Raw genomic sequence first — 24,483 nt, forward strand, 5'->3', positions numbered from 1 at the left:
TATTGTTTCAGGGGCCTAGATGGCACAATTTTTTAGAGAAAAACCAAACAGATCCAAGAAAGTCTCCGCAAAACTGTCACTCACGGCTTCCGGATTGGATCATCAGGGTGCCGGGATCGGTCAATATCAGGGCAAAGTGGTGTTTATTCCCGGCTTGTTACCCGGTGAGAGCGCCGAGGTGCAGCTCACCGAACAAAAAAAGAACTATGCCAGGGGCAAACTCATCCGCATCACCCAAACATCGCCGGAGCGGGTTGAACCCCAATGCCCCCATTATGCGCTTTGCGGCGGCTGCGATCTGCAACACTTGTCAGATTTGAGCCAGCGGCAGCACAAGCGCCGGGCCCTGGCCGAGTTGTTTGCCAAACTCTCTGGCCTATCCGAGCTGCCGGAGATAGGCGAGCTGGCTTCCGCCCCTTGGCATTATAGACGCAAGGCCAGACTGGCGACTTGGTATGACAAACAAAGTCGCGAATTCACCCTGGGGTTCAGGGCCAAGTCCAGCAGCAAAGTAGTTGCCATTGGCGAATGTCCTGTATTGGCGGCTTCGTTGTCGGAACTGATAAAGCCGTTGGCAGCGCAACTTGCTCACTTGCAGGGCGTGGCTCAGCTTGGTCATGTGGAACTGATTGAAACCGAAGCCGGTCGTTTTGTGGTGCTGAGAATTACCCGGCCACTGGTGAATAAAGACAAGGAAAAGCTCAAGGCTTTTGCCGGGCAGCAACGATTACAGTTGGTGCTGCAGGACAATCAGGGTGAGTGTGAGTACCTTACGGGCAATCAGCCAAGCTATCGCTTGCCCGGCGCCGATGGCGATGAGCTGATGCTTAAGTTTAATCCGGGGAATTTTATTCAGGTCAATGGTGAAGTAAACCGCGCCATGGTGGCCAAGGCCATAGATTGGCTGCAACCCAAGGCCGGCGAGCACATACTGGACCTCTTCTGCGGCATGGGTAACTTCAGCCTACCGCTGGCGGCCACCGGCGTTAGGGTCACAGGTGTCGAGGGCGTGCCTGCCATGGTTGAGCAGGCCAGACAAAATGCCAAACAGGCAGGGCTTGAAGAGTTGCAGTTCTTTTGCGCCGATCTCAGCGCCGACCTCTCGGCCGAGCCCTGGCTTGGCAAGGTGGATAAACTGTTGCTGGATCCCGCCCGGGCCGGTGCTTATGAGACGCTTTCTTATCTGAAAAACATCGCGCCCGAGCGAGTGGTGTATGTCTCCTGCAACCCGGCGAGCCTGGCGCGGGACAGCGTCTTGTTGCTTGAGCAAGGCTATCGCCTGGAGCGCCTCAGTGTGTTGGACATGTTCCCCCAGACCCATCACACCGAAGCCATGGCCTTGTTTGTGCGGAATTGATGCTTTTATTGTCTATCGAGTCAATTTTATCAATAAAGGTACTCACGGGGGTTTGACATCCCATCGGGTATGCTCAAGATAGGGAGTCTTGTTGAGTCTGTTAATCGGACACTAAAGGAAGGTGAGATGGTATCTGTTCGCGAAGCACACTTTAAGGATCCTGATTTCAATCTGGATGAGTGGGTTAATCGTTATGTGGCCGACTCCGCCGATGCCGGGCGTTTGTTGGAGCTGATAGCCAAGGTGGAAGCACTGCCTATGGGTAAGTGCAAGCGTCCCAAAGCCGAGCTGCAGGCCAAGGCGCGGGAGATGATAGAGATCCTCGCGCCGCTCAACATGGATATCGAAACCCTGCAGGCCGCCATCTTATTTGTGTTTTTCGAGGTGGGCATAGTCGATGAAGCCAAGCTCACCGAAGACTTTGGTCCCGAGTTGGCTACCTTGGTCAACAGCGTCAAGACCATGGATGCCATAGGTGCACTCAAGGTGGGCAATGACAGCCGCAGCAGCGAACCGCAAATCGACAATATCCGCAAGATGTTGCTGGCCATGGTGGAAGATGTACGCGCAGTGGTGATCAAACTGGCCGAGCGGGTATGCCTGCTGCGGGCCGTGAAAAACGACGATGAAGAAACCCGGGTATTGCTGGCCCGGGAAATTGCCGACATCTACGCGCCGCTGGCCAACCGTTTGGGCATAGGTCAGCTCAAGTGGGAGCTGGAGGATATTTCATTTCGTTATCTGCATCCCGAGACCTATAAAGAGATTGCCAAGCAGCTGGACGGCAAGCGCCTGGACCGTGAAGTCTTTATCGACAACTTTGTCAATCAGTTGCAAACGCGGCTGGATGAAGAAGGCATTCGTGCCAAGGTCTATGGCCGCCCCAAACATATCTACTCCATCTGGCGCAAGATGCGCGGCAAGCAGCTTAAATTTGACGAGCTGTTTGACGTGCGTGCGGTGCGAATCGTCACCGACCGGCTGCAGGACTGCTACGGCGCGCTCGGTGTAGTGCATACCCTTTGGCACCATATTCCCAGAGAGTTTGACGACTATATTGCCAATCCCAAACCCAACGGCTACCAGTCGATTCACACTGTGGTGGTGGGACCGGAGGGCAAAACAGTCGAAATCCAAATTCGTACCCAGCAGATGCATGAAGATGCCGAGCTCGGGGTGGCGGCTCACTGGAAATATAAAGAGGGCAATCACTCCGGCAAACAGAGTGGCTATGAAGAGAAGATCAACTGGCTGCGCAAGATTTTGCAGTGGCAGGAAGATGTGGTCGAGAGCGGCAACCTGGTGGAGGAGATCCGTGCCCAGGTCTTCGAAGACAGGGTCTATGTGTTTACCCCGTCCGGTGAAGTGGTGGACTTGCCAGCCGGCTCAACCGTGCTGGACTTTGCCTACTATATCCACTCCCAGGTGGGCCACAAGTGTATTGGCGCCAAGGTCGATGGCCGCATAGTGCCGTTCACCTACCAGGTGGAAACCGGTGAACGCATCGAGATCATCACCTCCAAGCATCCCAATCCGAAGCGGGATTGGCTTAACCCCAACCTGGGTTATATCAAGACCTCCAGAGCCCGCAGCAAGATCCAACACTGGTTCAAGCAGCAGGACAGGGACAAGAACTTGGTGGCCGGACGCGAGATGCTGGAAGCCGAACTGGCGCGGGTGGGGCTGACACTCAAGGATGTCGGCAGCGCAATTGAGCGCTTCAACATGACCAACATGGATGACCTGTTGGCGGCCATAGGTGGCGGCGATGTGCGCCTCAACCAAGTGGTCAATCATGTACAGAGCCGGCTCAGGACTCAGGAGCCTTCTGACGAAGAGGCGGTGGAAGAGCTGGTCAAGAAAGGTCAGCAGAAACCCATAGGCGCCAATCGCGGCCAGATAGAGGTCAATGGTGTCGGTAATCTGATGAGCCATCTGGCGCGCTGTTGTCAGCCGGTGCCCGGTGATGAAATTTTCGGTTTTATTACCAAGGGGCGCGGTATTTCGGTGCACAGAGCCGATTGTGAGCAGGTCAAGGAACTGATGCGTGCCCATCCCGAGCGGGTAGTGGATGTGGTCTGGGGTGAAAACTACTCCGGCGGCTACAAAATCCGTATTCGAGTGGTGGCCAATGACAGAACCGGTCTGCTGCGGGATCTCACCTCTGTGCTGGCGGCGGAAAAGTCCAATGTGCTGGCGATGAGTTCCTCATCGGATCTCAAGAACCAGACTGCGGCCATTGAACTTGAGATGGAGCTTTATAACCTCGACGGTTTATCCCGGGTTATCTCCAAGCTGACCCAGATAGACGGGGTAATAGAAGCCCGCAGGCTCTGAGGCCAGTTCGGTATTCGACCGGTATTTAAAACAGGACGCATAGGTTGCGTCCTGCTGTTTTTTAAGACTTATCAAAGAGTCGTTGGATTGGTAAGCGTATTAGCAACAAAGGAGTAGCGGCGGTGGCGGCAGATATCAATGCATTGCTTGAGATTATGGCAAAGCTCAGGGACCCTGAGCTGGGTTGCCCCTGGGACAGGGCGCAGGATTTTGACTCCATAGTGCCCTACACCCTAGAAGAAGCCTATGAAGTGGCCGACGCCATAGAGAGCCGCGACTGGCAGGAGTTACCTTCTGAGCTTGGCGATCTGCTGTTTCAGGTGGTGTTCTATTGTCAGCTTGGCAAGGAAAAGGGCTGGTTTGATTTCGCCACTGTGCTTGAGCGGATATGTAATAAGCTTATCAATCGTCATCCCCATGTGTTTGCCGTCGATACCGACTTGAGTTTTGACTCGGCGCCGGATGCCAAGAACAACTGGGAGCGTATCAAGGCGGCAGAGCGTGCCGGGCGCGAGCTGCACTCAGTGCTGGACGATATTCCCAAGGCGCTGCCGGCGTTGGCGCGGGCGGGTAAGATCCAAAAGCGGGTCGCCCGGGTAGGCTTTGATTGGCCCGAGCTCGAGCCTGTGGTCGGCAAGGTACAGGAAGAGATTGAAGAAGTGTTGCACGAAGCACGTCAAGCCACGCCGGATAAGGCCAGGATTGAGGATGAAGTGGGCGACTTGCTGTTTGCTGCGGTGAATCTGGCGCGCCACTTGGGGGTGGATCCCGAGCAGGCTCTCAGAGGGGCCAACAACAAGTTTGAGCGGCGTTTTCGTGCTGTCGAGCAAAAAGCCAATGCCAGCGGCAAGCCGTTTGAAGAACATGATCTGCAGGCACTGGATGCTTATTGGGATCAGGTCAAGCGTGAAGAGCGCGGTGAAATCCAGTAGAAGGCGAAGCCTGGATTAAAAATGCGCGAATGAGATCAGAGCGTAAAAATTATCGTCATTCCTGTTTGGTAAATGGCAGGGGCTTTGATATACTGTCGCCCCGTCCTGGTGCTTTCATTCGAGCACCTATTTATCATTCTTTTTTCTCAGGTTCAGCATGACTACAAGGTATATCTTCGTTACTGGTGGCGTTGTTTCATCACTAGGTAAAGGCATTGCAGCAGCATCGCTCGCGGCAATTTTAGAGGCCAGAGGCCTGAATGTAACCATCATGAAGCTGGATCCTTACATCAACGTTGATCCGGGAACTATGAGCCCAACCCAACACGGGGAAGTATTTGTCACTGAGGACGGCGCAGAGACAGATCTGGACTTGGGCCACTATGAGCGTTTCATCCGTACCAAGATGAACCGCCGCAACAACTTCACTACAGGTCGTATCTACGAGGAAGTGCTGCGCAAGGAGCGTCGTGGTGACTACCTGGGTGCCACTATTCAGGTTATTCCGCACATCACCAATGCCATCAAGGAAAAAGTCCTCGAAGGCGGTGAAGGCCATGATGTCGCCATCGTTGAAATCGGTGGTACTGTGGGTGATATCGAATCTCTGCCTTTCCTCGAGTCTATCCGTCAGTTGGGTGTTGAACTGGGCCGCGATCGCAGCCTGTTTATGCATCTGACTCTGGTGCCTTTTATCGGCCCGGCTCAGGAAGTGAAAACCAAGCCGACTCAGCATTCAGTTAAAGAGCTGCGTTCTATCGGTATTGCGCCGGATATTCTGGTTTGCCGTGGCGACCGCGCTATTCCAGCCACAGAGAGAGCCAAAATCTCCCTGTTCTGTAATGTTGAAGAGCGGGCGGTTATCTCCCTCAAAGACGTGGATTCCATCTACAAGATCCCGGCGCTGCTGCGCTCACAAGGGCTGGATGAGCTGGTAGTCAAGCGCTTTGGCCTGAGCTGCCCTGAAGCCGATCTGTCCGAATGGGAAAACGTGGTTTATCAGGAAGCCAATCCAAACAATGAAGTGACCATAGGTATGGTCGGCAAGTACATCGAACTGCCGGATGCCTACAAGTCAGTCAACGAAGCGTTGAAGCATGCCGGCCTCAAAAACCGGGTTTCGGTGAACATCAAGTATATCGACTCCCAGACTGTTGAAGTCAAAGGCGTTGAAGTGCTGGAAGGTCTGGATGGCATTCTGGTTCCCGGCGGTTTTGGTGAGCGTGGTGTTGAAGGTAAGATCCTTGCCGCTCAATACGCCCGTGAAAACGAACTGCCATACTTTGGTATCTGTTTGGGTATGCAGGTTGCCCTGATTGAATTCGCCCGTCATGTCGCCGGCATGGAAGGTGCCCACTCTACCGAATTCAACAAGGAAACCCCGTTCCCTGTTGTGGGCCTGATCACCGAATGGATCGATGAAGAAGGCAATCTGGAGCAGCGTGACGAGGCCTCAGATCTTGGCGGTACCATGCGTCTTGGCGCTCAGCTGTGCCATCTAATTGAAGGCACCAAGGCCGCTGCGGCTTATAAGAGCAACACCTGTATCGAGCGTCACCGCCATCGTTACGAAGTGAACAACGCCTTCCGTGAGCGTCTGGAAAAAGCCGGCCTGGTATTCAGTGGCTTGTCTTCGGATCGCAAGCTGGTAGAGATGATCGAGATACCTGGTCACCCTTGGTTTGTTGCCGGTCAGTTCCATCCGGAATTCACCTCCACACCTCGCGACGGGCACCCGCTGTTTGAAGGTTTTGTCGCCGCCGCCAGTACTTACCAAAAGCGTAATCTGGGTTAAACTAGAAGAGCCGGACTGCTATGGCAGCTCCGGCTTTTTCATCCCCGGCCGCGCCGGGAAGTGTGAAGTGAAAGTCCAATACCCATATGAGAGACGCTGAACGCTCAGATGGGTATGGGTTTTTTCTTTAACTTTAATCGAGGACATTATGGCTAAGATCATTAACGTCATTGGACGCGAAATCATGGATTCTCGCGGTAACCCCACTGTAGAAGCTGAAGTGCATCTGGAAGGTGGTTTCATCGGCATGGCAGCAGCTCCATCAGGCGCTTCTACCGGTAGCCGTGAAGCGCTGGAACTGCGCGATGGCGACAAGGCCCGCTATCTGGGTAAAGGCGTGCTCAAGGCTGTTGACAATGTCAACGGTCCTATCCGTGAAGCCCTGCTGGGTAAAGATGCCACGGCTCAAGCCGAGCTGGATGGCATCATGATCGCGCTGGACGGCACCGAAAACAAAGACAAGCTGGGCGCCAACGCCATTCTGGCTGTGTCTTTGGCTGCTGCCAAGGCCGCTGCTGCCTTCAAAGGTATGCCGCTTTACGCTCACATCGCCGAACTGAACGGGACTCCTGGCCAGTACAGCATGCCGGTTCCTATGATGAACATCTTGAACGGTGGTGAGCATGCCGACAACAACGTCGACATTCAGGAATTCATGGTACAGCCAGTTGGTGCCAAGAGTTTCCGTGAAGCCCTGCGTATGGGCGCTGAAATCTTCCACAACCTGAAGAAGGTGCTCAAGTCCAAGGGCCTGAACACTGCCGTGGGTGACGAAGGCGGTTTTGCGCCTAACCTGTCATCCAACGCCGATGCCCTGGCTGTTATCAAAGAAGCCGTTGAAGCTGCTGGCTACAAACTGGGTACAGATGTGACTCTGGCGCTGGATTGTGCGGCTTCCGAGTTCTACAAAGACGGTAAGTATGACCTGGCCGGTGAAGGCAAGGTATTCGATTCCAACGGTTTCTCTGACTTCCTCAAGTCGCTGACCGAGCAGTATCCTATCGTTTCTATCGAAGATGGCTTGGATGAGTCTGATTGGGATGGCTGGGCTTACCAGACCAAGATCCTTGGTGACAAGATCCAGCTGGTGGGTGATGACCTGTTCGTGACCAACACCAAGATCCTGTCTCGCGGTATCGAGCAGGGTGTTGCCAACTCGATTCTGATCAAGTTCAACCAGATAGGTTCTCTGACCGAGACTCTGGCCGCTATCCGCATGGCCAAGGAAGCCGGTTACACCGCCGTTATCTCTCACCGCTCAGGTGAAACTGAAGATGCGACCATTGCCGACTTGGCAGTAGGTACCGCAGCCGGCCAGATCAAGACCGGCTCTCTGTGCCGCTCTGACCGTGTTGCCAAGTACAACCAGCTGCTGCGTATTGAAGAGCAACTGGGCGCCAAGGCAGCCTACCGCGGCCTGAGTGAGATCAAAGGTCAGGCGTAATTTTCGCCCCCAGCTACAAAAGGCCGCCACTTGGTGGCCTTTTTTGTTGTACTATCAACACTAATCGTATTTTTTAGGGCATGAGCTGAATTTATCACCATGAAACGACTGCTTTTTGTCATCGCCTTGTTGCTGGGGCTACTGCAATATCGTCTTTGGCTGGGAGAAAACAGTCTGCCGGAGTACTTCCATCTTGAGCAGCAGATAGCGGCTCAAAATGACAGCAATGCCAGGCTCGAAGAGCGTAACCAGGTATTGAAAGAGGAGATCCGCGATCTGCGCAGCGGTACCGAAGCCCTGGAAGAGCGTGCCCGCAATGAGCTGGGGTTAATCAAGAAGGGTGAAACCTTTTATCGGGTTGTTGGTGGTGAGCAGCGTTCCATGTCTTTGGCCAGTCAGTAGCGGCCCAATTTCAACATAACGGATATCCATGAGCGAATCTATTTCCTCCCGAACCATAGCGGCCGGGGTCCCCAGTGATGAACCAGTGATTGCCATAGTACCGGCAGCGGGAATAGGCAGTCGCATGGGCGCCGACTGTCCCAAGCAGTATCTGCCACTTGCCGGCTCCTGCATTTTGGAGCAAACCCTCAAGGGGTTGCTGAGTCACAACGGCATCTCAAGGGTGATAGTGGCGCTGAACCCGGAAGATAGCTTCTTTGGCAAACTGGCGGTGGCCAGTCATCCCAAGTTGGAGACAGTCACCGGCGGCAAAGAGCGGGCCGATTCTGTGTTGGCGGCGCTTGAGAGCCTGGTAGCCGACAAGCCATTGCCCGCCAATACCTGGGCCCTGGTACACGATGCCGCCAGACCCTGCCTGACCCATGGCGATATTGATAAGCTGCTTGCTTCACGAAAACAACATCCTCAGGGGGCGATACTGGCTGCGCCGGTGCGCGACACCATGAAACGCAGCGGCGTTGATGGCTGCATCAGTGAAACGGTTGCCAGAGAAGCACTCTGGCATGCGCTAACACCGCAGCTGTTTCCACTGCTTACTTTGACCGAGGCGCTGAAAGCGGCGCTGGCCGCCGGTGTGCTGGTGACAGACGAAGCCTCGGCGATGGAGTGGCGCGGAGTACACCCGGCACTTATCAGCGGCCGCAGTGACAATATCAAGGTAACCCATCCGGACGACTTGCCGCTGGCAGCGCTTTATCTGGCGCATCAGCGGGGCAACTGAATACAGGAACAAGCAATGAATATACGTATTGGACACGGTTTTGATGTACATAAATTCGGTGGTGAGCCGCCCTTGGTCCTGGGTGGGGTGGAAGTGCCGCACCACACAGGCCTGTTGGCGCACTCGGATGGTGATGTGGTATTGCACGCGATTTCAGATGCGATACTCGGCGCCATGGCACTTGGTGACATAGGTAAACACTTTCCCGATACAGATGCCGAATTCAAGGGAGCCGACAGCCGGGTGCTGCTGCGTCATTGTTACCGCCTGGCACTGGACAAAGGCTTTCGTCTCGGCAACCTGGATGTGACCATTATTGCCCAGGCGCCCAAGATGGCGCCGCATATTGAAGCCATTCGACAGATGTTGGCCGAAGATCTGCACACAGATCTCGATTCCATCAACGTCAAGGCAACCACTACAGAAAAACTCGGCTTTACCGGCCGAGGTGAAGGCATTGCGGTAGAAGCCGTGGTGCTGATGTTCGGTATGTAATACCGACTCATTTACAGGAAAAGATTCAAATAAGATGAATTCATTACACTTTCTCTATGGCAAGCCGCTCTCCAAAGGCGATATGCGCACCAGCAACAGCGATTTTCAGGTGCAGGAAATACTGCCTTTTCTGCCCTCGGGCGAGGGTGAGCACCATCTGCTGCATATTCGTAAAGATGGCCTGAATACGGTTCAGGTGGCCGAGATGCTGGCCAAATTGGCCAAGGTGCATCCCAAAGAGGTGACCTTTGCCGGCCAGAAGGATAAGAATGCCATCACAGAGCAGTGGTTCGGCGTACGAATTCCGGGGAAAGAAACACCGGATTGGCTGAGTCTCAACAGTGAGTCCATCACGGTATTGAGTGCGGCGCGTCATAACAAGAAGCTGCGCATTGGTGCGCTTTCCGGTAACCGTTTCAAGCTGGTTCTGCGCCAGATAACTCAGCCGGAAGATGTATTGCAGCGGCTGGAGTCGATTGCCGAGGGGGGCGTACCCAACTATTTCGGTGAACAGCGCTTTGGCCACAACGGCCGCAACATAGAAATGGCGCGGCAGATGCTGCAGGGGCGCAAGGTGAAAGACAGAAACAAGCGCTCCATCTACCTGTCGGCGCTGCGCTCATTATTGTTTAATCAACTGGTATCTCAGCGCCTGGCGACCCATGGGCTTGAGTGTCTGGACGGTGATTGTGTCATGCTGGCCGGCAGCCGCAGCTTCTTTGTTGCCGAGCGCTGGGATGGGGTGTTGCAACAAAGGCTGGCAGAGAAAGATATTTTGCTGTCGGCGCCCATGTGGGGTAGGGGGCAGCCACTCAGCAGTGCCGATGCCTTGGCCTTTGAGGCTCAGGTTCTGGCCGAATACAGCGCTGATTGTGAAGGCCTGGAAAAAGCCGGGCTCGAGCAGGAAAGGCGACCACTGTTGTTGCGTCCCGAAGGGATGAAGTACCAGTTTATCGAGCCGGACACACTGGAGCTGGAGTTCAGCCTTCCCGCCGGCAGCTTTGCAACCTCAGTGCTGCGGGAACTGCTCGACTATGATGATGTGACCGAACGTCTGTGGCGTGAGCGCCAGGCGGCTCAGGAAGGAAACCCTGCATGAAAATCTTGGTCAGCAACGATGATGGGGTAACGGCTCCTGGGATCCGCGCCCTATCGGAAGCCTTGTCAGCCGTTGCCGAAGTGCTCACTGTGGCGCCGGATCGCAACTGCTCCGGTGCCAGTAACTCTTTAACCTTGACGAATCCCTTAAGGATTAATAAGTTAGACAATGGCTACATCTCGGTAAACGGCACGCCAACCGATTGCGTTCATCTGGCGATTCGTGAACTCTATGAAGGCGAACCCGACATGGTGGTCTCGGGGATCAATGCCGGTGCCAATATGGGAGACGATACCCTCTACTCAGGCACAGTGGCGGCGGCGATGGAAGGGCGTTTTCTGGGGTTGCCGGCAGTGGCCGTATCCTTGGTGGGCCGTGAGCTTACGCATTATGACAGTGCGGCGGCCTATGCGGTGAAGATCATCATGGGGCTTAAGAAGCATCCTATTGCCTCGGATCAGATCCTCAATATCAATGTGCCGGATCTGCCTCTCGATGAAATCAAGGGGATACGGGTTACTCGGCTCGGCGCCCGCCATAAGGCTGAGGGTATGGTCAGAGCCAGAGATCCTCACGGCCGCGAGGTGTTTTGGTTGGGGCCACCCGGGATTGAACTGGATGTGGGTGAAGACACAGACTTTTATGCCGTGTCTCAGGGATATGTATCCATCACCCCATTAACTGTAGATTTAACCGCCTATCGGCAGCTTTCACAATTGCAACACTGGATAGAAAAACTATGACCCGGGTAGCCTCCACATCGGCACTGAACTTAACCAGAAAACTGCAGGAAGCAGGGATCCGTCACCCGGGTCTGTTGCAGGTGGTGGCCAAAACCCCCAGAGAGTTGTTTCTTGATGGTGCCTTGGCGCACAAGGCTTATGAAAACACCGCTCTACCCATAGGCTCGGGCCAAACCATATCCCAGCCTTACATTGTGGCGAGAATGACGGAGTTATTGTTGGAGCATAATCCTGCCAAGGTGCTTGAAATAGGTACCGGATCAGGATATCAGGCGGCGGTGCTGGCGCAGTTGGTGCCAGAGCTTTGCACGGTTGAGCGGATCAAAAGCCTGCAAATTCAGGCTCGCCAACGCCTCAAACGCTTGGATCTGCATAATGTGGCCTTCAAATACGGTGATGGCTGGCAAGGTTGGCCCAACAGGGCGCCCTTCGATGCCATCATGGTGACAGCGGCGGCCTCTGACATTCCCACAGCCTTGCTGGAACAGTTGGCAGAGGGGGGCGTACTGGTGATTCCCGTTGGTGATGAGAGCCAACAGTTGCTGAAGATCCGCCGGGAGAGGGGACAGTTTATTTCCCAAGTGGTCGAAGCGGTAAAATTTGTTCCCTTAATCAGTGGCGGTTTGGCCTGATAGTCATTAAAGCATGCAGGAGTATTCTTGAGCCCATTGCATTCTAGCCAGTTTCTGCATAAAAAGGCGTCATTTCTTTGTCGCCTTGGCTCAGTGCTATTGGTCACTCTGGTTTCTGGATGCAGTTTTCAGGCTCACAGGCCGGCTCCGGTCGAATCCATTTATGGCGTAAAACGGCCGGCGATTGAAAGAGGCTCTATTCGCTCTGACACCTATAAGGTGAAAAAGGGCGATACCCTCTACTCCATCGCTTGGGGGGCCGGTAAAGACTATTCACAAATAGCCAAGTTAAATCAGCTAGATAAGTCTTATACCATCTACCCTGGCCAAGTGCTTATTCTCGATGGTAAAAAAAATGTTAAATCGAATTCGAAGCCGAATTCGAGTAAAAACTCCAAATCCAAACCTCAAAAACCAAAAGATAAGATCTATAAAAAACAGACGGTTAAGCAGAAGCAGGCCGTCGCTCAAGCCAAGCAAAATAAGCCGAAAAAAACACTTGATCCCAAACCAAAGTCTGCTTACCCTGTATCTAATGGTAAACAGAATGTTAATCATGTTGTCCACAAGCCGAGTTCGACTCTGCCGGACAAAGTCAGTCGCTGGATATGGCCAGTCAATGGTCGAGTGATTGGCGCCTTCTCTGCCAAAGAGCAGGGAAACAAAGGAATCAAGATAGCCGGCAACCGAGGCGATATTATTAAAGCCACTGCCGATGGTCGGGTAGTCTATGCGGGTAATGCTTTGCGGGGTTATGGAAACCTCGTCATTATCAAGCATAGTGATGACTATCTCAGTGCTTACGCCCACGCCGATAAGATCTTGGTCAAGGAAAAGCAGCATGTGTCCGCCGGGCAAACTGTTGCGAAGATGGGAAGTACAGGCACCAACCAGGTCATGCTGCACTTTGAGATCCGCTACCATGGTCAGTCTGTTAATCCACTTAATTATTTACCCAAACGCTGATTGTTTGGGAGCCAAAGTTGGCATATGGAGGATAAAAAGCGATGTAAATTAGTTTGTTAAGGTTTGGGAGAGAATATTATGAGCCGCAAAAATGCTAGCGCACCCGTGGAAGAGCTTGTAGATTTATCCGTAAACGACACGGAAGTGGCGTCGAAGAAGGAAGAAGCTCTGGCCGAAATGGTTCAGGATGACCTGCAAAAGAACTTAGACGCGACCCAACTTTATCTGAGTGAAATCGGATTTTCCCCCTTGCTGAGTGCAGAAGAAGAAGTCTTTTTCTCGCGCAAGGCCCTCAAAGGTTGTGAAAAATCACGCAACCGCATGATCGAAAGTAATTTACGCCTCGTGGTCAAAATAGCCCGTCGTTACAACAACCGTGGCTTGGCACTCTTGGATCTGATTGAAGAAGGCAATCTTGGTCTGATCCGTGCCGTAGAGAAGTTCGACCCCGAGCGCGGATTCCGTTTCTCAACTTATGCCACCTGGTGGATCCGCCAGACCATAGAGCGAGCCATAATGAATCAGACCCGCACCATACGTCTGCCTATTCATGTGGTGAAAGAGCTCAATGTGTATCTGCGTACAGCCCGGGAGTTGGCTCATAAGCTGGATCACGAACCCACAGCCGAAGAGATAGCCGAAAAGCTGGAACTGCCGAGCAGTGATGTCAGCAAGATGCTGAAGCTGAATGAGAGGATCACCTCGGTCGACACCCCGATAGGCGGTGACAACGACAAGGCTCTGCTCGATGTGTTGGCGGATGATGATGAGATGACGCCGGATGCCCAGGTGCAGGAAGAAGACATTTCAAATTCAGTGGTTAAGTGGCTCAATGAGCTCAATACCAAGCAAAGAGAAGTGCTTGCCAGACGCTTTGGCCTACTGGGATATGAACCTTCTACTCTGGAAGATGTGGGCTCGGAAATTGGCCTGACCCGTGAAAGAGTGCGGCAAATTCAGGTGGAGGCATTGAAACGCCTGCGCGACATACTCTCCTCTCAGGGGTTGTCGGTAGAGGCCCTGTTCAAGGCCTAAAGCAACTTACCATCCTTTGTAATAAAAAGAAGGGACGCGTTTCGTCCCTTCTTTCTTGTATTTATAAGCCACAGCAAAAGCTGTAGTTAGTTTGCCAACGCCTTGAGTTTATAGATTAGGTCCAGCGCCTCTCTTGGGCTGAGTTCATCCGGTTTCAGCCTGCCAAGCAGAAGTTCAAGCTCAGATGGCGGCGTTTCCAGTTGCAGTGTGGCCTGCGCCGGGACATGGGGTTCTTGACCGTGATCGCGACTTTCAAGTTGCTGCAGTTTCAATTTGGCGGCCTTGATCACTGAGGCCGGAACACCGGCCAGTGAAGCAACCTGCAAACCATAGCTCTTGCTGGCGGCCCCTTCCTGCACTGCGTGCATAAAGACTATGCTGTCGCCATGCTCCATGGCATCCAGATGTACATTGGCAACCTGGGGCATCAATTCTGCCAACTGAGTCAGCTCGAAGTAATGGGTGGCAAACAGTGTCATGGCGCCGAGTCGCTGAGCCAGATACTCTGCCGCCGACCAGGCAAGTGACAAGCCGTCATAGGTGGAGGTGCCGCGGCCAATCTCATCCATCAGCACCAGACTCTCAGCGGTCGCATTGTGGAGAATATTGGCCGTTTCTGTCATTTCCACCATAAAGGTGGAGCGGCCCGAGGCCAGATCGTCCGAGGCACCGATACGGGTAAAGATCCTGTCAACAGGCCCCAGAATCGCCTTATCTGCCGGCACAAAACTGCCGATATGCGCCATCAGGGTGATCAGCGCCACCTGACGCATGTAAGTGGACTTACCGCCCATATTGGGGCCTGTGACCACCAACATTTTACGCTCAGGGCTAAGGGTTACCGGGTTGGCGATAAAGGGAGCCTGGCTGACCCGCTCAACTACTGGGTGACGCCCGGCTTCAATATGTATGCCCGGCTTATCGCTCAACTCCGGTTGGTTGTAGTTGAGGCTGTCGGCCCGCTCGGCAAAGTTGCTCAGTACATCCAACTCGGCCGCCGCCATGGCAAAGGCCTGCAACTCGCTGAGCTTGGGCAGCAGGAGATCGAACAGCTCGTCCCAAAGCTGTTTTTCCAGTGCCAGCGCCTTGCCCTGACTGGAGAGTACTTTCTCTTCATACTCTTTCAGCTCGGGGATGATATAGCGCTCGGTGTTTTTCAATGTCTGGCGTCTTTGGTAGCTCAGAGGCACCAGCGCCGACTGGCCGCGGGAAACTTCGATATAGTAGCCGTGTACCCGGTTGAAACCGACTTTCAGGGTGGCTATTCCCGTTTGCTCTTTTTCCCTGACTTCCAACTGTTGCAGATAGTCACTGGCGCCTTCACTGAGGCGGCGCCATTCATCCAGTTCGGCATGATAACCATCGCGGATCACGCCGCCATCACGAATGAGTACCGGTGGGTTGTCGACAATGGACCGCTCCAGCAGCGCGAGTTCTTCAGGGAATTCACTGAGCTGGCGTTTCAAACGGCCAAGCTCGGGGCTTTGGGTGTTTGCCAATAGTTGCTGCAGTTGCGGCAACAGTGCCAGCGCTTGCCGCAGACGGGCAAAGTCTCTCGGGCGGGCGCTTCTCAGAGCCAGGCGCGCCATGATCCGCTCCACATCACCGAGCGCCTTGAGGTCATCATGCAACGGTTCGAACAGGCCGCTGGCAATCAACTCTGCCACCGCGGTTTGTCGCAGGCCTATCTGTTGATGATCTCTGAGTGGCTGATGGATCCAGCGCTGTAACATCCTACTGCCCATGGGGGTAGCGGTTGCATCCAGCACCGAAGCCAAAGTATTGTCCCGGCCACCGGCAAGGTTCACCGTCAGTTCCAGATTCCGACGGGTGGCGGCATCCAACACTATGCTGTCGCTCTGGTTAAAGCGGGTAATGGCATTGATATGGGGCAGGGCGGTGCGCTGGGTATCTTTGACATACTGCATCAGGCAGCCGGCGGCCTGCAGTGACAGCCTGGCGTCTGTTATGCCAAAACCACGCAGATCTTTGGTGCCAAACTGATCCAGCAACAATCGCATGCTGGTATCCAAGTCAAACTCCCACTCGGGACGACGGCGTTTGCCCTTGATGCCGGCGATCAGGCTTTGTTGGGAAAAGTCTTCGCTGTAGAGCAGCTCGGCCGGTTTGGTGCGTTGCAGCTCTGCCTCCAATGATTCAAGGGTGGCCAGCTCGGCAATCACAAAACGGCCGGAGGCCACATCCAAGGTGGCGTAGCCAAAACCGTTCTTGCCTTCGTAGACGGCGGCCAGCAAGTTATCCTGACGTTCTTGCAGCAGCGCTTCATCGGTGAGGGTTCCGGGAGTCACTATGCGCACCACTTTGCGCTCGACCGGCCCTTTGGACGTGGCCGGGTCACCAATCTGCTCACAGATGGCAACCGACTCACCGAGCTGCACCAGCTTGGCGAGATAACCTTCCACCGCATGATAGGGAATACCCGCCATAGGAATAGGATCGCCGCCACTCTTGCCCCTGGCCGTCAGTGAAATACCCAAGAGCTCGGAGGCTTTTTTGGCATCATCGTAAAACAGCTCGTAAAAGTCCCCCATGCGATAAAACAGCAGCATTTCGGCATGCTGCGCCTTCATCGACAGATACTGGCGCATCATCGGGGTGTGTTTTTCCAAATCCGGGTTATCCATAGGCGTGATCACTGCATTCATGGGAGCTTTCAGATGTTTCCTTGACTGTTTTTCCAAGAGCGGTTGCCCTTTCGACAATGGCGCCAATAGTATCAGTTATTCATCACTGAACCAGTCGTGGGCGGGTAAATTTTATGCTCTCGGTCACAAGTGATTGATCCGCAAGCGGCCTTTAAATAAATTATCACCAGCACTTGATGCTGTATGATTGTACAGTATACTAGGTGGCAGATTGGTATTGACGCCAAAGCTCTTAAAAGGAGCGGCAACATAGATTTCAGGCGGCGCATTGCGCCGCAATCAAGAGGGAACAGGAATGAAAATAGATCCAAACAAAGAGAAGGCGCTGAACGCGGTTCTGGGACAGATAGAGAAGCAGTTCGGTAAAGGTTCTATCATGAAGCTGGGTGAAGACAGAACCATGGATGTCGAAACCATCTCTACCGGTTCGCTTTCTCTGGACGTGGCTCTGGGGGCCGGCGGTCTGCCAATGGGCCGTATCGTTGAGATCTATGGTCCTGAATCTTCTGGTAAAACAACCCTGACACTGGAAGTGATTGCCGCAGCGCAGCGTGAAGGCAAAGTGTGTGCCTTTATCGATGCTGAACACGCACTGGATCCTATCTACGCCAAGAAGCTGGGCGTGGATATCGATAACCTCCTGTGTTCTCAGCCAGATACAGGTGAACAGGCGCTGGAAATCTGTGATGCGCTGACTCGCAGTGGCGCCGTCGATGTCATCATTGTTGACTCAGTGGCGGCGCTGACGCCCAAGGCTGAAATCGAAGGTGAAATCGGTGATTCCCACATGGGGCTGGCGGCCCGTATGATGAGCCAGGCAATGCGTAAGCTGGCCGGTAACCTCAAGCAGTCCAACACTCTGCTTATCTTCATCAACCAGATCCGGATGAAGATTGGGGTCATGTTCGGTAACCCTGAAACCACCACTGGTGGTAACGCCCTTAAGTTCTACGCTTCCGTTCGTCTCGATATCCGCCGTACCGGCGCTATCAAAGAGGGTGACGAGGTTGTTGGTAACGAAACTCGGGTTAAAGTGGTTAAGAACAAGATTGCCGCCCCCTTCAAACAAGCCGATTTCCAAATTCTTTATGGTCAGGGGATCAACCGTACCGGTGAGTTGGTTGACCTGGGCGTAGCCCACAAGCTGGTGGAAAAATCCGGCGCCTGGTACAGCTACAAAGGTGACAAGATAGGTCAAGGCCGCGCCAATGCCGGTAAGTTCCTCAAGGAAAATCCCGAAGTGGCAGCCGAAATCGAAGCGGCACTGCGTGCTAAACTGCTCAGCAAAGCTGAAGCTGCTCCTGCCAGCGCCGAGACAGGTGAAGGCAATGTCGATCTGGAAACCGGAGAAGTCTTCTGAGCCAGTCGGTAATGGATGTTGCGGTCGCGCTATTGGCGCGCCGCGACTATGGCCGCGAGCAACTCAAGAGCCGCTTGCTGGACAAGGGCTTTGAGTCGCCGGAAGTTGAACAGACTTTGGATGGTCTGGAAGCCAAAGGTTTTATCGATGATCAGCGTTTCGCGGCAGCCTTGCTGCGCAGCCATATTGCCAAGGCCCACGGCCCGGGGAAAGTGCGTCAGGCACTGATGCAAAAGGGCTTAAATAAACAATGTATTGAGCAGGTTTTGGATGCCAGTGATTGTGACTGGTTTGCCTTAGCCCGCACGCGCGCGCTGAAAAAATTCGGCGATAGTCCCGCAGATGATATGAAAGAAAAAGCTCGTCGAATTCGTCACTTGATGGGGCAGGGCTTTAGTTATGATCAAGTGGCATACGCCCTTGAATATGACCCTTACGACTGACTTTTCCCTCTATCACAATTGCCCCTTCCACAACTAAGCGCCATTCCCAAAGCGTCCAAACCTGACCTTGTTTTATAAACCCCAGCATTCACTTCCCTTGAGTTGCAGTCGTTGTTTGCACGCCAAAGTAACACTCAGCTGTTAACACTCCGTTCTGGCGCTTTTAGCTGACGTTATCTGTCCCGTGAAAACTTGCCGTAGCCTTCAAGGCTCCATCCCCTGAGTGATTCCGCGCCTATGGCAAATGGTATGTGCTGACTCAGGTTATTGGGTTTCGGCTTATGCCGCTAACGCTCTCTGTACCTTGGCTGTATCAGGCGTCATACCCTGCGCAATCTAATTGGTATTCTGGCGCTGCATGCTTATAATGCTTGGCAAAAGAGCGCTTGAGTGGCCGGGCGACGCACGCCTTTAGACCACTTTTTATACATTATTCAGGCTTAAGCAACTCAGGACGATTTATGTACCAAACCACAGCAGCACTCAGAAGTGCTTTCCTGGAGTTTTTCCGCAAGAATGGCCATCAGGTAGTCGACAGCAGTTCACTGGTGCCAGGCAATGACCCCACTTTGTTGTTCACCAACGCCGGGATGAACCAGTTTAAAGATGTATTCCTCGGTATGGACAAGCGCAGCTACAGCCGCGCTACCACTTCGCAGCGTTGTGTTCGCGCCGGTGGTAAACATAACGACCTGGATAACGTGGGTTATACGGCCCGTCACCACACCTTCTTTGAGATGCTGGGTAACTTTAGCTTCGGTGATTACTTCAAAGAAGATGCCATTCGTTTTGCCTGGACCTTTTTGACTGAAGAGCTCAAGCTGCCCAAGGAACGTCTGTGCGTTACCGTTTATCAATCTGACGATGAAGCCTTTGATATCTGGAACAAGCAGATAGGGGTTCCCGCCGAGGACATTATCCGTATCGGCGACAACAAGGGCGCACCTTATGCTTCAGATAACTTCTGGCAGATGGGCGATACAGGCCCTTGTGGTCCTTGTACTGAAATCTTCTATGACCACGGTGCTCACATTCCTGGTGGCCGCCCAGGTACACCGGAAGAGGATGGTGACAGATTCATTGAGATCTGGAACATAGTCTTCATGCAGTACAACCGTCAGGCCGATGGTGTGATGGAGCCTCTGCCCAAGCCTTCAGTCGATACAGGTATGGGTATAGAGCGTATTGCCGCCATTATGCAAGGCGTGCATTCCAACTATGAAATTGACGTGTTCCGCACTCTGATTGCCAAAACGGCCGAGATCATCGGCGTGACAGATCTGGAAAACAAATCCCTGCGGGTTATCGCCGACCACATTCGCTCTTGCGCCTTCCTTATTGCCGATGGTGTGATGCCGTCCAATGAAGGCCGGGGTTATGTACTGCGGCGTATCATCCGCCGCGCCGTGCGTCACGGTAACAAACTGGGCGCCACAGACACCTTCTTCTACAAGCTGGTACCTACACTTATTGACGTGATGGGCGATGCTGCCAAGGGTCTTAAGGCGACTCAGAGCATAGTGGAAAAGGCGCTGAAAGCCGAAGAAGAACAGTTTGCCCGTACACTTGAGCGTGGTCTGGGTATTTTGGATGCTGCTTTGTCTGAGCTTAAAGGCGATACCTTGGATGGTGAAACCGTATTCAAGCTCTACGATACCTATGGTTTCCCTATGGATTTGACCGCCGATGTTTGCCGCGAGCGTAATATCAAGGTCGATGAAGATGGTTTTGATGCGGCGATGGCCGAGCAGCGTAGCCGGGCTCAGGCCGCCGGTCAGTTTGGTGCCGATTACAACGCCGGGCTGAAGATTGATGCCGACAGTGAGTTCTGCGGTTACAGTGAACTCAGCGGCAATGGCAAGGTTATCGGCATCTATGTCGATGGTCAGGCGGTCGACACTCTGGATGCCGGTCAGCAAGCGGTTATTGTGCTGGACAAGACTCCATTTTATGGCGAGTCAGGCGGCCAGGTAGGCGATAAGGGCCAACTGACAGCCGAAGGTTTGCTGTTTGAGGTGAGCGACACCCAAAAGTATGCCCAGGCCACAGGTCATATCGGCCAACTGAGCCAAGGCAAACTGACTCTGGGTCAGGAGTTGCTTGCGCAAGTCGATAAGAAACTGCGCCATCGCACCCAACTGAATCACTCAGTGACTCACCTGCTGCACGCCGCGCTGCGTCAAGTATTGGGTGAGCATGTGACCCAGAAAGGTTCATTGGTGGAGCCCGAGCGTCTGCGTTTCGACTTCTCTCACTTTGAAGCGGTTAAGCCTGAAGAGCTCAAGGCGGTTGAGGAGATGGTCAATACCCAGATCCGTCGTAACCACGAGCTGAAAACGGCTGAGATGGACATAGAGCAGGCCAAAGCCAAGGGCGCCATGGCCTTGTTCGGTGAGAAATACGACGCCCAGGTTCGGGTTGTGACCATGGGAGACTTTTCTATTGAGCTTTGTGGTGGTACCCATGTGGGCCGCACCGGTGACATAGGTCTGTTCAAGATCACTTCCGAAGGCGGTATCGCCGCCGGTATTCGCCGTATTGAAGCAGTCACAGGTGCTGCTGCCATGGCCTTCGTCGCCGAGCAACAGCAAGAGTTGAGTGATGCTGCTAACTTGCTGAAAGCAGACAGTTACTCAGTGGTAGCCAAGCTTAAGGCGCAGTTGGAGCGTAGCCGCCAACTGGAAAAAGAGATTGCTCAACTCAAAGACAAACTGGCCGCCGCGGCCAGTGCCGATATGATTTCCGATGCGCAAGAGATTGCCGGAGTCAAGGTGTTGGTGAAACAGGTCGAAGGCATTGACCCTGGCTCTCTGCGTGGTCTGCAGGACGAGCTCAAGCAGAAGCTGCAATCTGGCATAGTGGTGCTGGGTCTGGCTCATGGCGACAAAGTAAACCTTATCGCCGGGGTAACTAAAGACTTGACCGCTAAGGTGAAGGCCGGTGAATTGGTGGCCATGGTGGCTGCGCAGGTTGGTGGCAAGGGCGGTGGCCGTCCCGATATGGCTCAGGCTGGTGGTAGTGAAGTTGCCAACTTGCCTCAGGCATTGGCATCGGTAACGCCTTGGCTGACTGAACGTCTGGCATAATTTCGCCACCAACGAGGTCTATGTGACACAAGAAGTACGTTCAGGCAGTAACGAGCGACTGTATGTCAAAAAGTTCGGCGGCACCTCGGTAGGCTCCATTGAGCGTATCGAGGTGATTGCCGAGCAGATTGCCAAAGCTCAATTGAGCGGCGAGCATCAGGTGTTGGTGCTCTCTGCCATGGCTGGTGAAACCAACCGTTTGTTTGCACTGGCGGGGCAGATTGACCCCGATGCATCGGCGCGGGAGATGGACATGCTGGTCTCCACCGGCGAGCAGGTGAGTATTGCGCTGATGGCGATGGCGTTGGCAAAACGTGGCGTCAAGGCCAAGTCGCTCAATGCCGCCCAGGTGCAAATCCACACCAATAGCCAGTTTGGCCGTGCCAGTATCGAACGAGTTGACGTTCAGTATCTGCTGGAATTGCTGGCCCAGGGAATTATCCCGATAGTGGCCGGCTTCCAGGGTCGGGATCAATTCGGGGAAGTGACCACTCTTGGGCGCGGAGGCTCGGATACCACTGCTGTGGCATTGGCTGCCGCGCTCAAGGCGCAGGAATGTCAAATTTTTACCGATGTGGCTGGTGTCTATACCACAGATCCCAATATTGAACCGAGCGCACAAAAGCTTGATGCCATCAGTTTCGAAGAGATGCTGGAGATGGCTCGGTTGGGAGCCAAGGTGTTGCACCCGGATTCAGTCTCTTATGCCGAGCGCTTTCGGGTTCCCTTGCGGGTGCTTTCCAGCTTTGAACCTGGCAGTGGCACCCTGATCCGTTTCGATGCCTGTGAAGACAAGAGTAATCAAGTAGCGGGTATCGCTTGCAGTAAAGGGCAGGCGATGCTGAGTCTGAGTCGCACCGACGATTCACCGGACCCCTTTGCGGCAGTATTTTCACTGCTGGCCGAAAATGGTGTGGAAGTGGATCTGGTGACCAAGGCGGGTACAGATGACAGCGTCAGCTTTACCTTGGATGCCAGCAGGCTCCCTTGGGCGTTAAAGGCGCTCGATGAACCGGAACTTGGAACATCGTTTGGCCCATTGGTGTTTGAAAAAGCCCTGGCAAAAGTGTCTGTAATAGGTGCCGGCGTGCATCGCAGGGCCGAGGCAACCGCCAAGGTGTTTGATATCTTGGGGAATGAAGGAATTCATGTTAAGTTGATGGCAACATCAGAGATAAAGCTGTCAGTGGTAATAGATGAATCGGATTTACACAGGGCAGTTCGGGTGTTACATCACGCTTTTGAACTAAATAAGGTGTAATTAAACAACGGATTTAGTATTGAATACTATTAATTTGTACTAAGCTCACCTTATAATAATGGTTACGACGGATGAGCGCCGTGTGTAGAAGATATGGAAACTAGAGGAGCAATCGAATGCTGATTTTGACTCGTCGTGTTGGCGAAACACTGATGATTGGTGACGAGGTCACAGTGACAGTGCTGGGTGTGAAGGGGAATCAGGTACGTATAGGTGTGAATGCACCCAAAGAAGTTTCTGTGCACCGTGAAGAGATTTATCAGCGTATTCAGTCTGAGAAAACAGGAACACCTTCTGAAGGTGGTAACTTCTGAGGCGACATAAAGTGAACCTCCGTCAGGAATAGAAGAGTCAGTTTTTAAACTGGCTTTTTTATTTTCTGGAGCCGGAAAACCCTTGATAGCACAGGATTTGCGCGTTATTTAGGTCAGGTGATTAAAAACAGGACAAACGGAAAAGGTTTCGGAAAAAGGGTTTGACTTATTTTCTTCAAACAGTAATATGTGCGCCAAGAAAACGGAGAGGTGGCCGAGTGGCCGAAGGCGCTCCCCTGCTAAGGGAGTATGGGCTTTATCTCCCATCGAGGGTTCGAATCCCTCCTTCTCCGCCATTTCTTAACGTAAAATATGCGCATGTAGCTCAGCTGGATAGAGTACCTGGCTACGAACCAGGCGGTCGGAGGTTCGACTCCTTCCATGCGCACCATTTTCCGTTTTAGCAGTAAAGAATACAATTCGCGCATGTAGCTCAGCTGGATAGAGTACCTGGCTACGAACCAGGCGGTCGGAGGTTCGACTCCTTCCATGCGCGCCACTTCTGCTTTAGTTTTTCAAGATGATCAAGCGCATGTAGCTCAGCTGGATAGAGTACCTGGCTACGAACCAGGCGGTCGGAGGTTCGACTCCTTCCATGCGCACCATCTGGAACCTTAAAGGCTGCTAAGAAAAATTGATTATCTGAAAGCGCATGTAGCTCAGCTGGATAGAGTACCTGGCTACGAACCAGGCGGTCGGAGGTTCGACTCCTTCCATGCGCACCAGATATCAAGTAATGTACGCAATAGATTTAAGCGCATGTAGCTCAGCTGGATAGAGTACCTGGCTACGAACCAGGCGGTCGGAGGTTCGACTCCTTCCATGCGCACCAATTTATGCGGAGAGGTGGCCGAGTGGCCGAAGGCGCTCCCCTGCTAAGGGAGTATGGGCTTTATCTCCCATCGAGGGTTCGAATCCCTCCTTCTCCGCCATTCTTTACTATACTCTGAGAGCCAAGCTTTCTGAGTTCCGGATTAAGCGCATGTAGCTCAGCTGGATAGAGTACCTGGCTACGAACCAGGCGGTCGGAGGTTCGACTCCTTCCATGCGCGCCAAATAGCAAAGAAGTAAGACGCCCCGCAATAGCGGGGCGTTTTGCTATCTGTTTCTTACTCGCCTGCAATTTCCTAGCTATCCACCGTGCCTTATCCGTAAGCTTGATACAGAGACACAGGTCCACTGAAAGTCCGGGATGTAACAAGTTCTGGATAGAGAACCTATTTTCATCATCAAGTACCATGCTTTGCTCTTCATATGACCTTTCCCCCGAATTTAAGACAATTTTATCGCTTATGGCGAACACATCCGGGAAAGGCTTTAAAACCATTTGTATTC

At 53.3% G+C, this 24,483-nt stretch carries 19 protein-coding genes and 8 tRNA genes; 26 read left to right on the forward strand and 1 reads right to left on the reverse strand.

From position 1 onward, the window contains the following. Positions 1–19: 19 nt before the first annotated feature. From rlmD to rpoS, 13 genes are all read left to right on the forward strand, one after another. Complete coding sequence (rlmD, locus tag ACSHSR_RS06845; RefSeq protein ID WP_479631370.1) at positions 20–1,357, forward strand: 23S rRNA (uracil(1939)-C(5))-methyltransferase RlmD; 1,338 nt, start codon at positions 20–22, stop codon at positions 1,355–1,357. Between the two features lie 126 nt (positions 1,358–1,483). Further along, the gene (relA, locus tag ACSHSR_RS06850; protein ID WP_044734857.1) at positions 1,484–3,694 is read left to right on the forward strand and encodes a GTP diphosphokinase; all 2,211 of its coding nucleotides are present in this window, start codon (positions 1,484–1,486) and stop codon (positions 3,692–3,694) included. A 122-nt stretch (positions 3,695–3,816) separates the two neighbouring features. Next, positions 3,817–4,626 (forward strand): nucleoside triphosphate pyrophosphohydrolase, encoded by an 810-nt coding sequence (gene mazG / locus ACSHSR_RS06855; RefSeq protein ID WP_338402644.1) that lies wholly within the window; start codon positions 3,817–3,819, stop codon positions 4,624–4,626. A 157-nt stretch (positions 4,627–4,783) separates the two neighbouring features. Beyond that, positions 4,784–6,421, forward strand: a complete 1,638-nt coding sequence (locus ACSHSR_RS06860; RefSeq protein ID WP_028781516.1) for a CTP synthase — start codon at positions 4,784–4,786, stop codon at positions 6,419–6,421. A 148-nt stretch (positions 6,422–6,569) separates the two neighbouring features. Then, entirely contained in the window at positions 6,570–7,865 is a 1,296-nt protein-coding gene (gene eno, locus ACSHSR_RS06865; RefSeq protein WP_025011657.1) for a phosphopyruvate hydratase, read from the forward strand. Positions 7,866–7,964: 99 nt separating this feature from the next. Next, positions 7,965–8,267: a cell division protein FtsB gene (gene ftsB, locus ACSHSR_RS06870; protein WP_025011658.1), complete on the forward strand. Its 303-nt coding sequence runs from the start codon at positions 7,965–7,967 to the stop codon at positions 8,265–8,267. A gap of 28 nt (positions 8,268–8,295) precedes the next feature. Further along, a complete protein-coding gene (gene ispD, locus ACSHSR_RS06875) occupies positions 8,296–9,048 on the forward strand; it encodes a 2-C-methyl-D-erythritol 4-phosphate cytidylyltransferase (RefSeq protein ID WP_190532651.1) in 753 nt (250 codons plus the stop codon). A gap of 15 nt (positions 9,049–9,063) precedes the next feature. After that, positions 9,064–9,543: a 2-C-methyl-D-erythritol 2,4-cyclodiphosphate synthase gene (ispF, locus tag ACSHSR_RS06880; RefSeq protein WP_025889135.1), complete on the forward strand. Its 480-nt coding sequence runs from the start codon at positions 9,064–9,066 to the stop codon at positions 9,541–9,543. Positions 9,544–9,577: 34 nt separating this feature from the next. Beyond that, the gene (gene truD / locus ACSHSR_RS06885; protein WP_208129241.1) at positions 9,578–10,642 is read left to right on the forward strand and encodes a tRNA pseudouridine(13) synthase TruD; all 1,065 of its coding nucleotides are present in this window, start codon (positions 9,578–9,580) and stop codon (positions 10,640–10,642) included. Then, positions 10,639–11,385, forward strand: a complete 747-nt coding sequence (gene surE, locus ACSHSR_RS06890) for a 5'/3'-nucleotidase SurE (protein WP_044734853.1) — start codon at positions 10,639–10,641, stop codon at positions 11,383–11,385. Before truD ends, surE begins: the two co-directional genes overlap by 4 nt. Continuing rightward, a complete protein-coding gene (locus ACSHSR_RS06895; protein ID WP_044734852.1) occupies positions 11,382–12,017 on the forward strand; it encodes a protein-L-isoaspartate(D-aspartate) O-methyltransferase in 636 nt (211 codons plus the stop codon). The genes surE and ACSHSR_RS06895 overlap by 4 nt, the downstream gene beginning before the upstream one ends. Positions 12,018–12,071: 54 nt before the next feature. After that, positions 12,072–12,983, forward strand: coding sequence for a peptidoglycan DD-metalloendopeptidase family protein (locus tag ACSHSR_RS06900; RefSeq protein ID WP_406818643.1), 912 nt, complete (start codon positions 12,072–12,074; stop codon positions 12,981–12,983). A gap of 78 nt (positions 12,984–13,061) precedes the next feature. Beyond that, positions 13,062–14,018 (forward strand): RNA polymerase sigma factor RpoS, encoded by a 957-nt coding sequence (rpoS, locus tag ACSHSR_RS06905; protein WP_025889143.1) that lies wholly within the window; start codon positions 13,062–13,064, stop codon positions 14,016–14,018. Positions 14,019–14,104: 86 nt separating this feature from the next. Here the strand turns inward: rpoS and mutS are convergent, their stop codons facing one another. Continuing rightward, positions 14,105–16,663, reverse strand: coding sequence for a DNA mismatch repair protein MutS (mutS, locus tag ACSHSR_RS06910; protein WP_427916314.1), 2,559 nt, complete (start codon positions 16,661–16,663; stop codon positions 14,105–14,107). Between the two features lie 316 nt (positions 16,664–16,979). On the opposite strand from mutS, the gene recA reads away from it, so the two are divergent. The 13 genes from recA (at position 16,980) to ACSHSR_RS06975 (ending at position 24,203) form a co-directional block, all read left to right on the forward strand. After that, a complete protein-coding gene (gene recA / locus ACSHSR_RS06915) occupies positions 16,980–18,044 on the forward strand; it encodes a recombinase RecA (RefSeq protein WP_025011663.1) in 1,065 nt (354 codons plus the stop codon). Between the two features lie 11 nt (positions 18,045–18,055). Then, the gene (locus ACSHSR_RS06920) at positions 18,056–18,487 is read left to right on the forward strand and encodes a regulatory protein RecX (protein ID WP_307877519.1); all 432 of its coding nucleotides are present in this window, start codon (positions 18,056–18,058) and stop codon (positions 18,485–18,487) included. A 461-nt stretch (positions 18,488–18,948) separates the two neighbouring features. Continuing rightward, positions 18,949–21,573 carry an alanine--tRNA ligase gene (gene alaS / locus ACSHSR_RS06925; protein ID WP_044734851.1) on the forward strand — a complete coding sequence of 875 codons (2,625 nt, stop codon included), beginning with the start codon at positions 18,949–18,951 and terminating at the stop codon, positions 21,571–21,573. A 22-nt stretch (positions 21,574–21,595) separates the two neighbouring features. Further along, positions 21,596–22,834 (forward strand): aspartate kinase, encoded by a 1,239-nt coding sequence (locus ACSHSR_RS06930; RefSeq protein ID WP_044734850.1) that lies wholly within the window; start codon positions 21,596–21,598, stop codon positions 22,832–22,834. 116 nt (positions 22,835–22,950) lie between these two features. Further along, entirely contained in the window at positions 22,951–23,148 is a 198-nt protein-coding gene (gene csrA, locus ACSHSR_RS06935) for a carbon storage regulator CsrA (RefSeq protein WP_025011666.1), read from the forward strand. A 204-nt stretch (positions 23,149–23,352) separates the two neighbouring features. After that, positions 23,353–23,444: transfer RNA gene (locus ACSHSR_RS06940), tRNA-Ser, on the forward strand. 18 nt (positions 23,445–23,462) lie between these two features. Beyond that, positions 23,463–23,539: transfer RNA gene (locus tag ACSHSR_RS06945), tRNA-Arg, on the forward strand. A gap of 31 nt (positions 23,540–23,570) precedes the next feature. Beyond that, positions 23,571–23,647: transfer RNA gene (locus ACSHSR_RS06950), tRNA-Arg, on the forward strand. Positions 23,648–23,676: 29 nt separating this feature from the next. Then, a tRNA-Arg gene (locus tag ACSHSR_RS06955) sits at positions 23,677–23,753 on the forward strand. 43 nt (positions 23,754–23,796) lie between these two features. Beyond that, positions 23,797–23,873, forward strand: a tRNA-Arg gene (locus ACSHSR_RS06960). 30 nt (positions 23,874–23,903) lie between these two features. Then, a tRNA-Arg gene (locus ACSHSR_RS06965) sits at positions 23,904–23,980 on the forward strand. Between the two features lie 8 nt (positions 23,981–23,988). Beyond that, positions 23,989–24,080, forward strand: a tRNA-Ser gene (locus ACSHSR_RS06970). 46 nt (positions 24,081–24,126) lie between these two features. Further along, a tRNA-Arg gene (locus ACSHSR_RS06975) sits at positions 24,127–24,203 on the forward strand. Positions 24,204–24,483: the final 280 nt, after the last annotated feature.

The organism is Shewanella sp. VK101, assembly GCF_056497865.1.

Coding starts and splice junctions, on each gene's coding strand:
- recA (WP_025011663.1), top strand. CDS start 16,980: ATGAAAATAGATCCAAACAAAGAGAAGGCGCTGAACGCGGTTCTGGGA.
- ACSHSR_RS06920 (WP_307877519.1), top strand. CDS start 18,056: ATGGATGTTGCGGTCGCGCTATTGGCGCGCCGCGACTATGGCCGCGAG.
- ftsB (WP_025011658.1), top strand. CDS start 7,965: ATGAAACGACTGCTTTTTGTCATCGCCTTGTTGCTGGGGCTACTGCAA.
- relA (WP_044734857.1), top strand. CDS start 1,484: ATGGTATCTGTTCGCGAAGCACACTTTAAGGATCCTGATTTCAATCTG.
- rpoS (WP_025889143.1), top strand. CDS start 13,062: ATGAGCCGCAAAAATGCTAGCGCACCCGTGGAAGAGCTTGTAGATTTA.
- truD (WP_208129241.1), top strand. CDS start 9,578: ATGAATTCATTACACTTTCTCTATGGCAAGCCGCTCTCCAAAGGCGAT.
- rlmD (WP_479631370.1), top strand. CDS start 20: ATGGCACAATTTTTTAGAGAAAAACCAAACAGATCCAAGAAAGTCTCC.
- eno (WP_025011657.1), top strand. CDS start 6,570: ATGGCTAAGATCATTAACGTCATTGGACGCGAAATCATGGATTCTCGC.
- surE (WP_044734853.1), top strand. CDS start 10,639: ATGAAAATCTTGGTCAGCAACGATGATGGGGTAACGGCTCCTGGGATC.
- ACSHSR_RS06895 (WP_044734852.1), top strand. CDS start 11,382: ATGACCCGGGTAGCCTCCACATCGGCACTGAACTTAACCAGAAAACTG.
- ispF (WP_025889135.1), top strand. CDS start 9,064: ATGAATATACGTATTGGACACGGTTTTGATGTACATAAATTCGGTGGT.
- ispD (WP_190532651.1), top strand. CDS start 8,296: ATGAGCGAATCTATTTCCTCCCGAACCATAGCGGCCGGGGTCCCCAGT.
- csrA (WP_025011666.1), top strand. CDS start 22,951: ATGCTGATTTTGACTCGTCGTGTTGGCGAAACACTGATGATTGGTGAC.
- mutS (WP_427916314.1), bottom strand. CDS start 16,663: ATGGATAACCCGGATTTGGAAAAACACACCCCGATGATGCGCCAGTAT.
- ACSHSR_RS06860 (WP_028781516.1), top strand. CDS start 4,784: ATGACTACAAGGTATATCTTCGTTACTGGTGGCGTTGTTTCATCACTA.
- alaS (WP_044734851.1), top strand. CDS start 18,949: ATGTACCAAACCACAGCAGCACTCAGAAGTGCTTTCCTGGAGTTTTTC.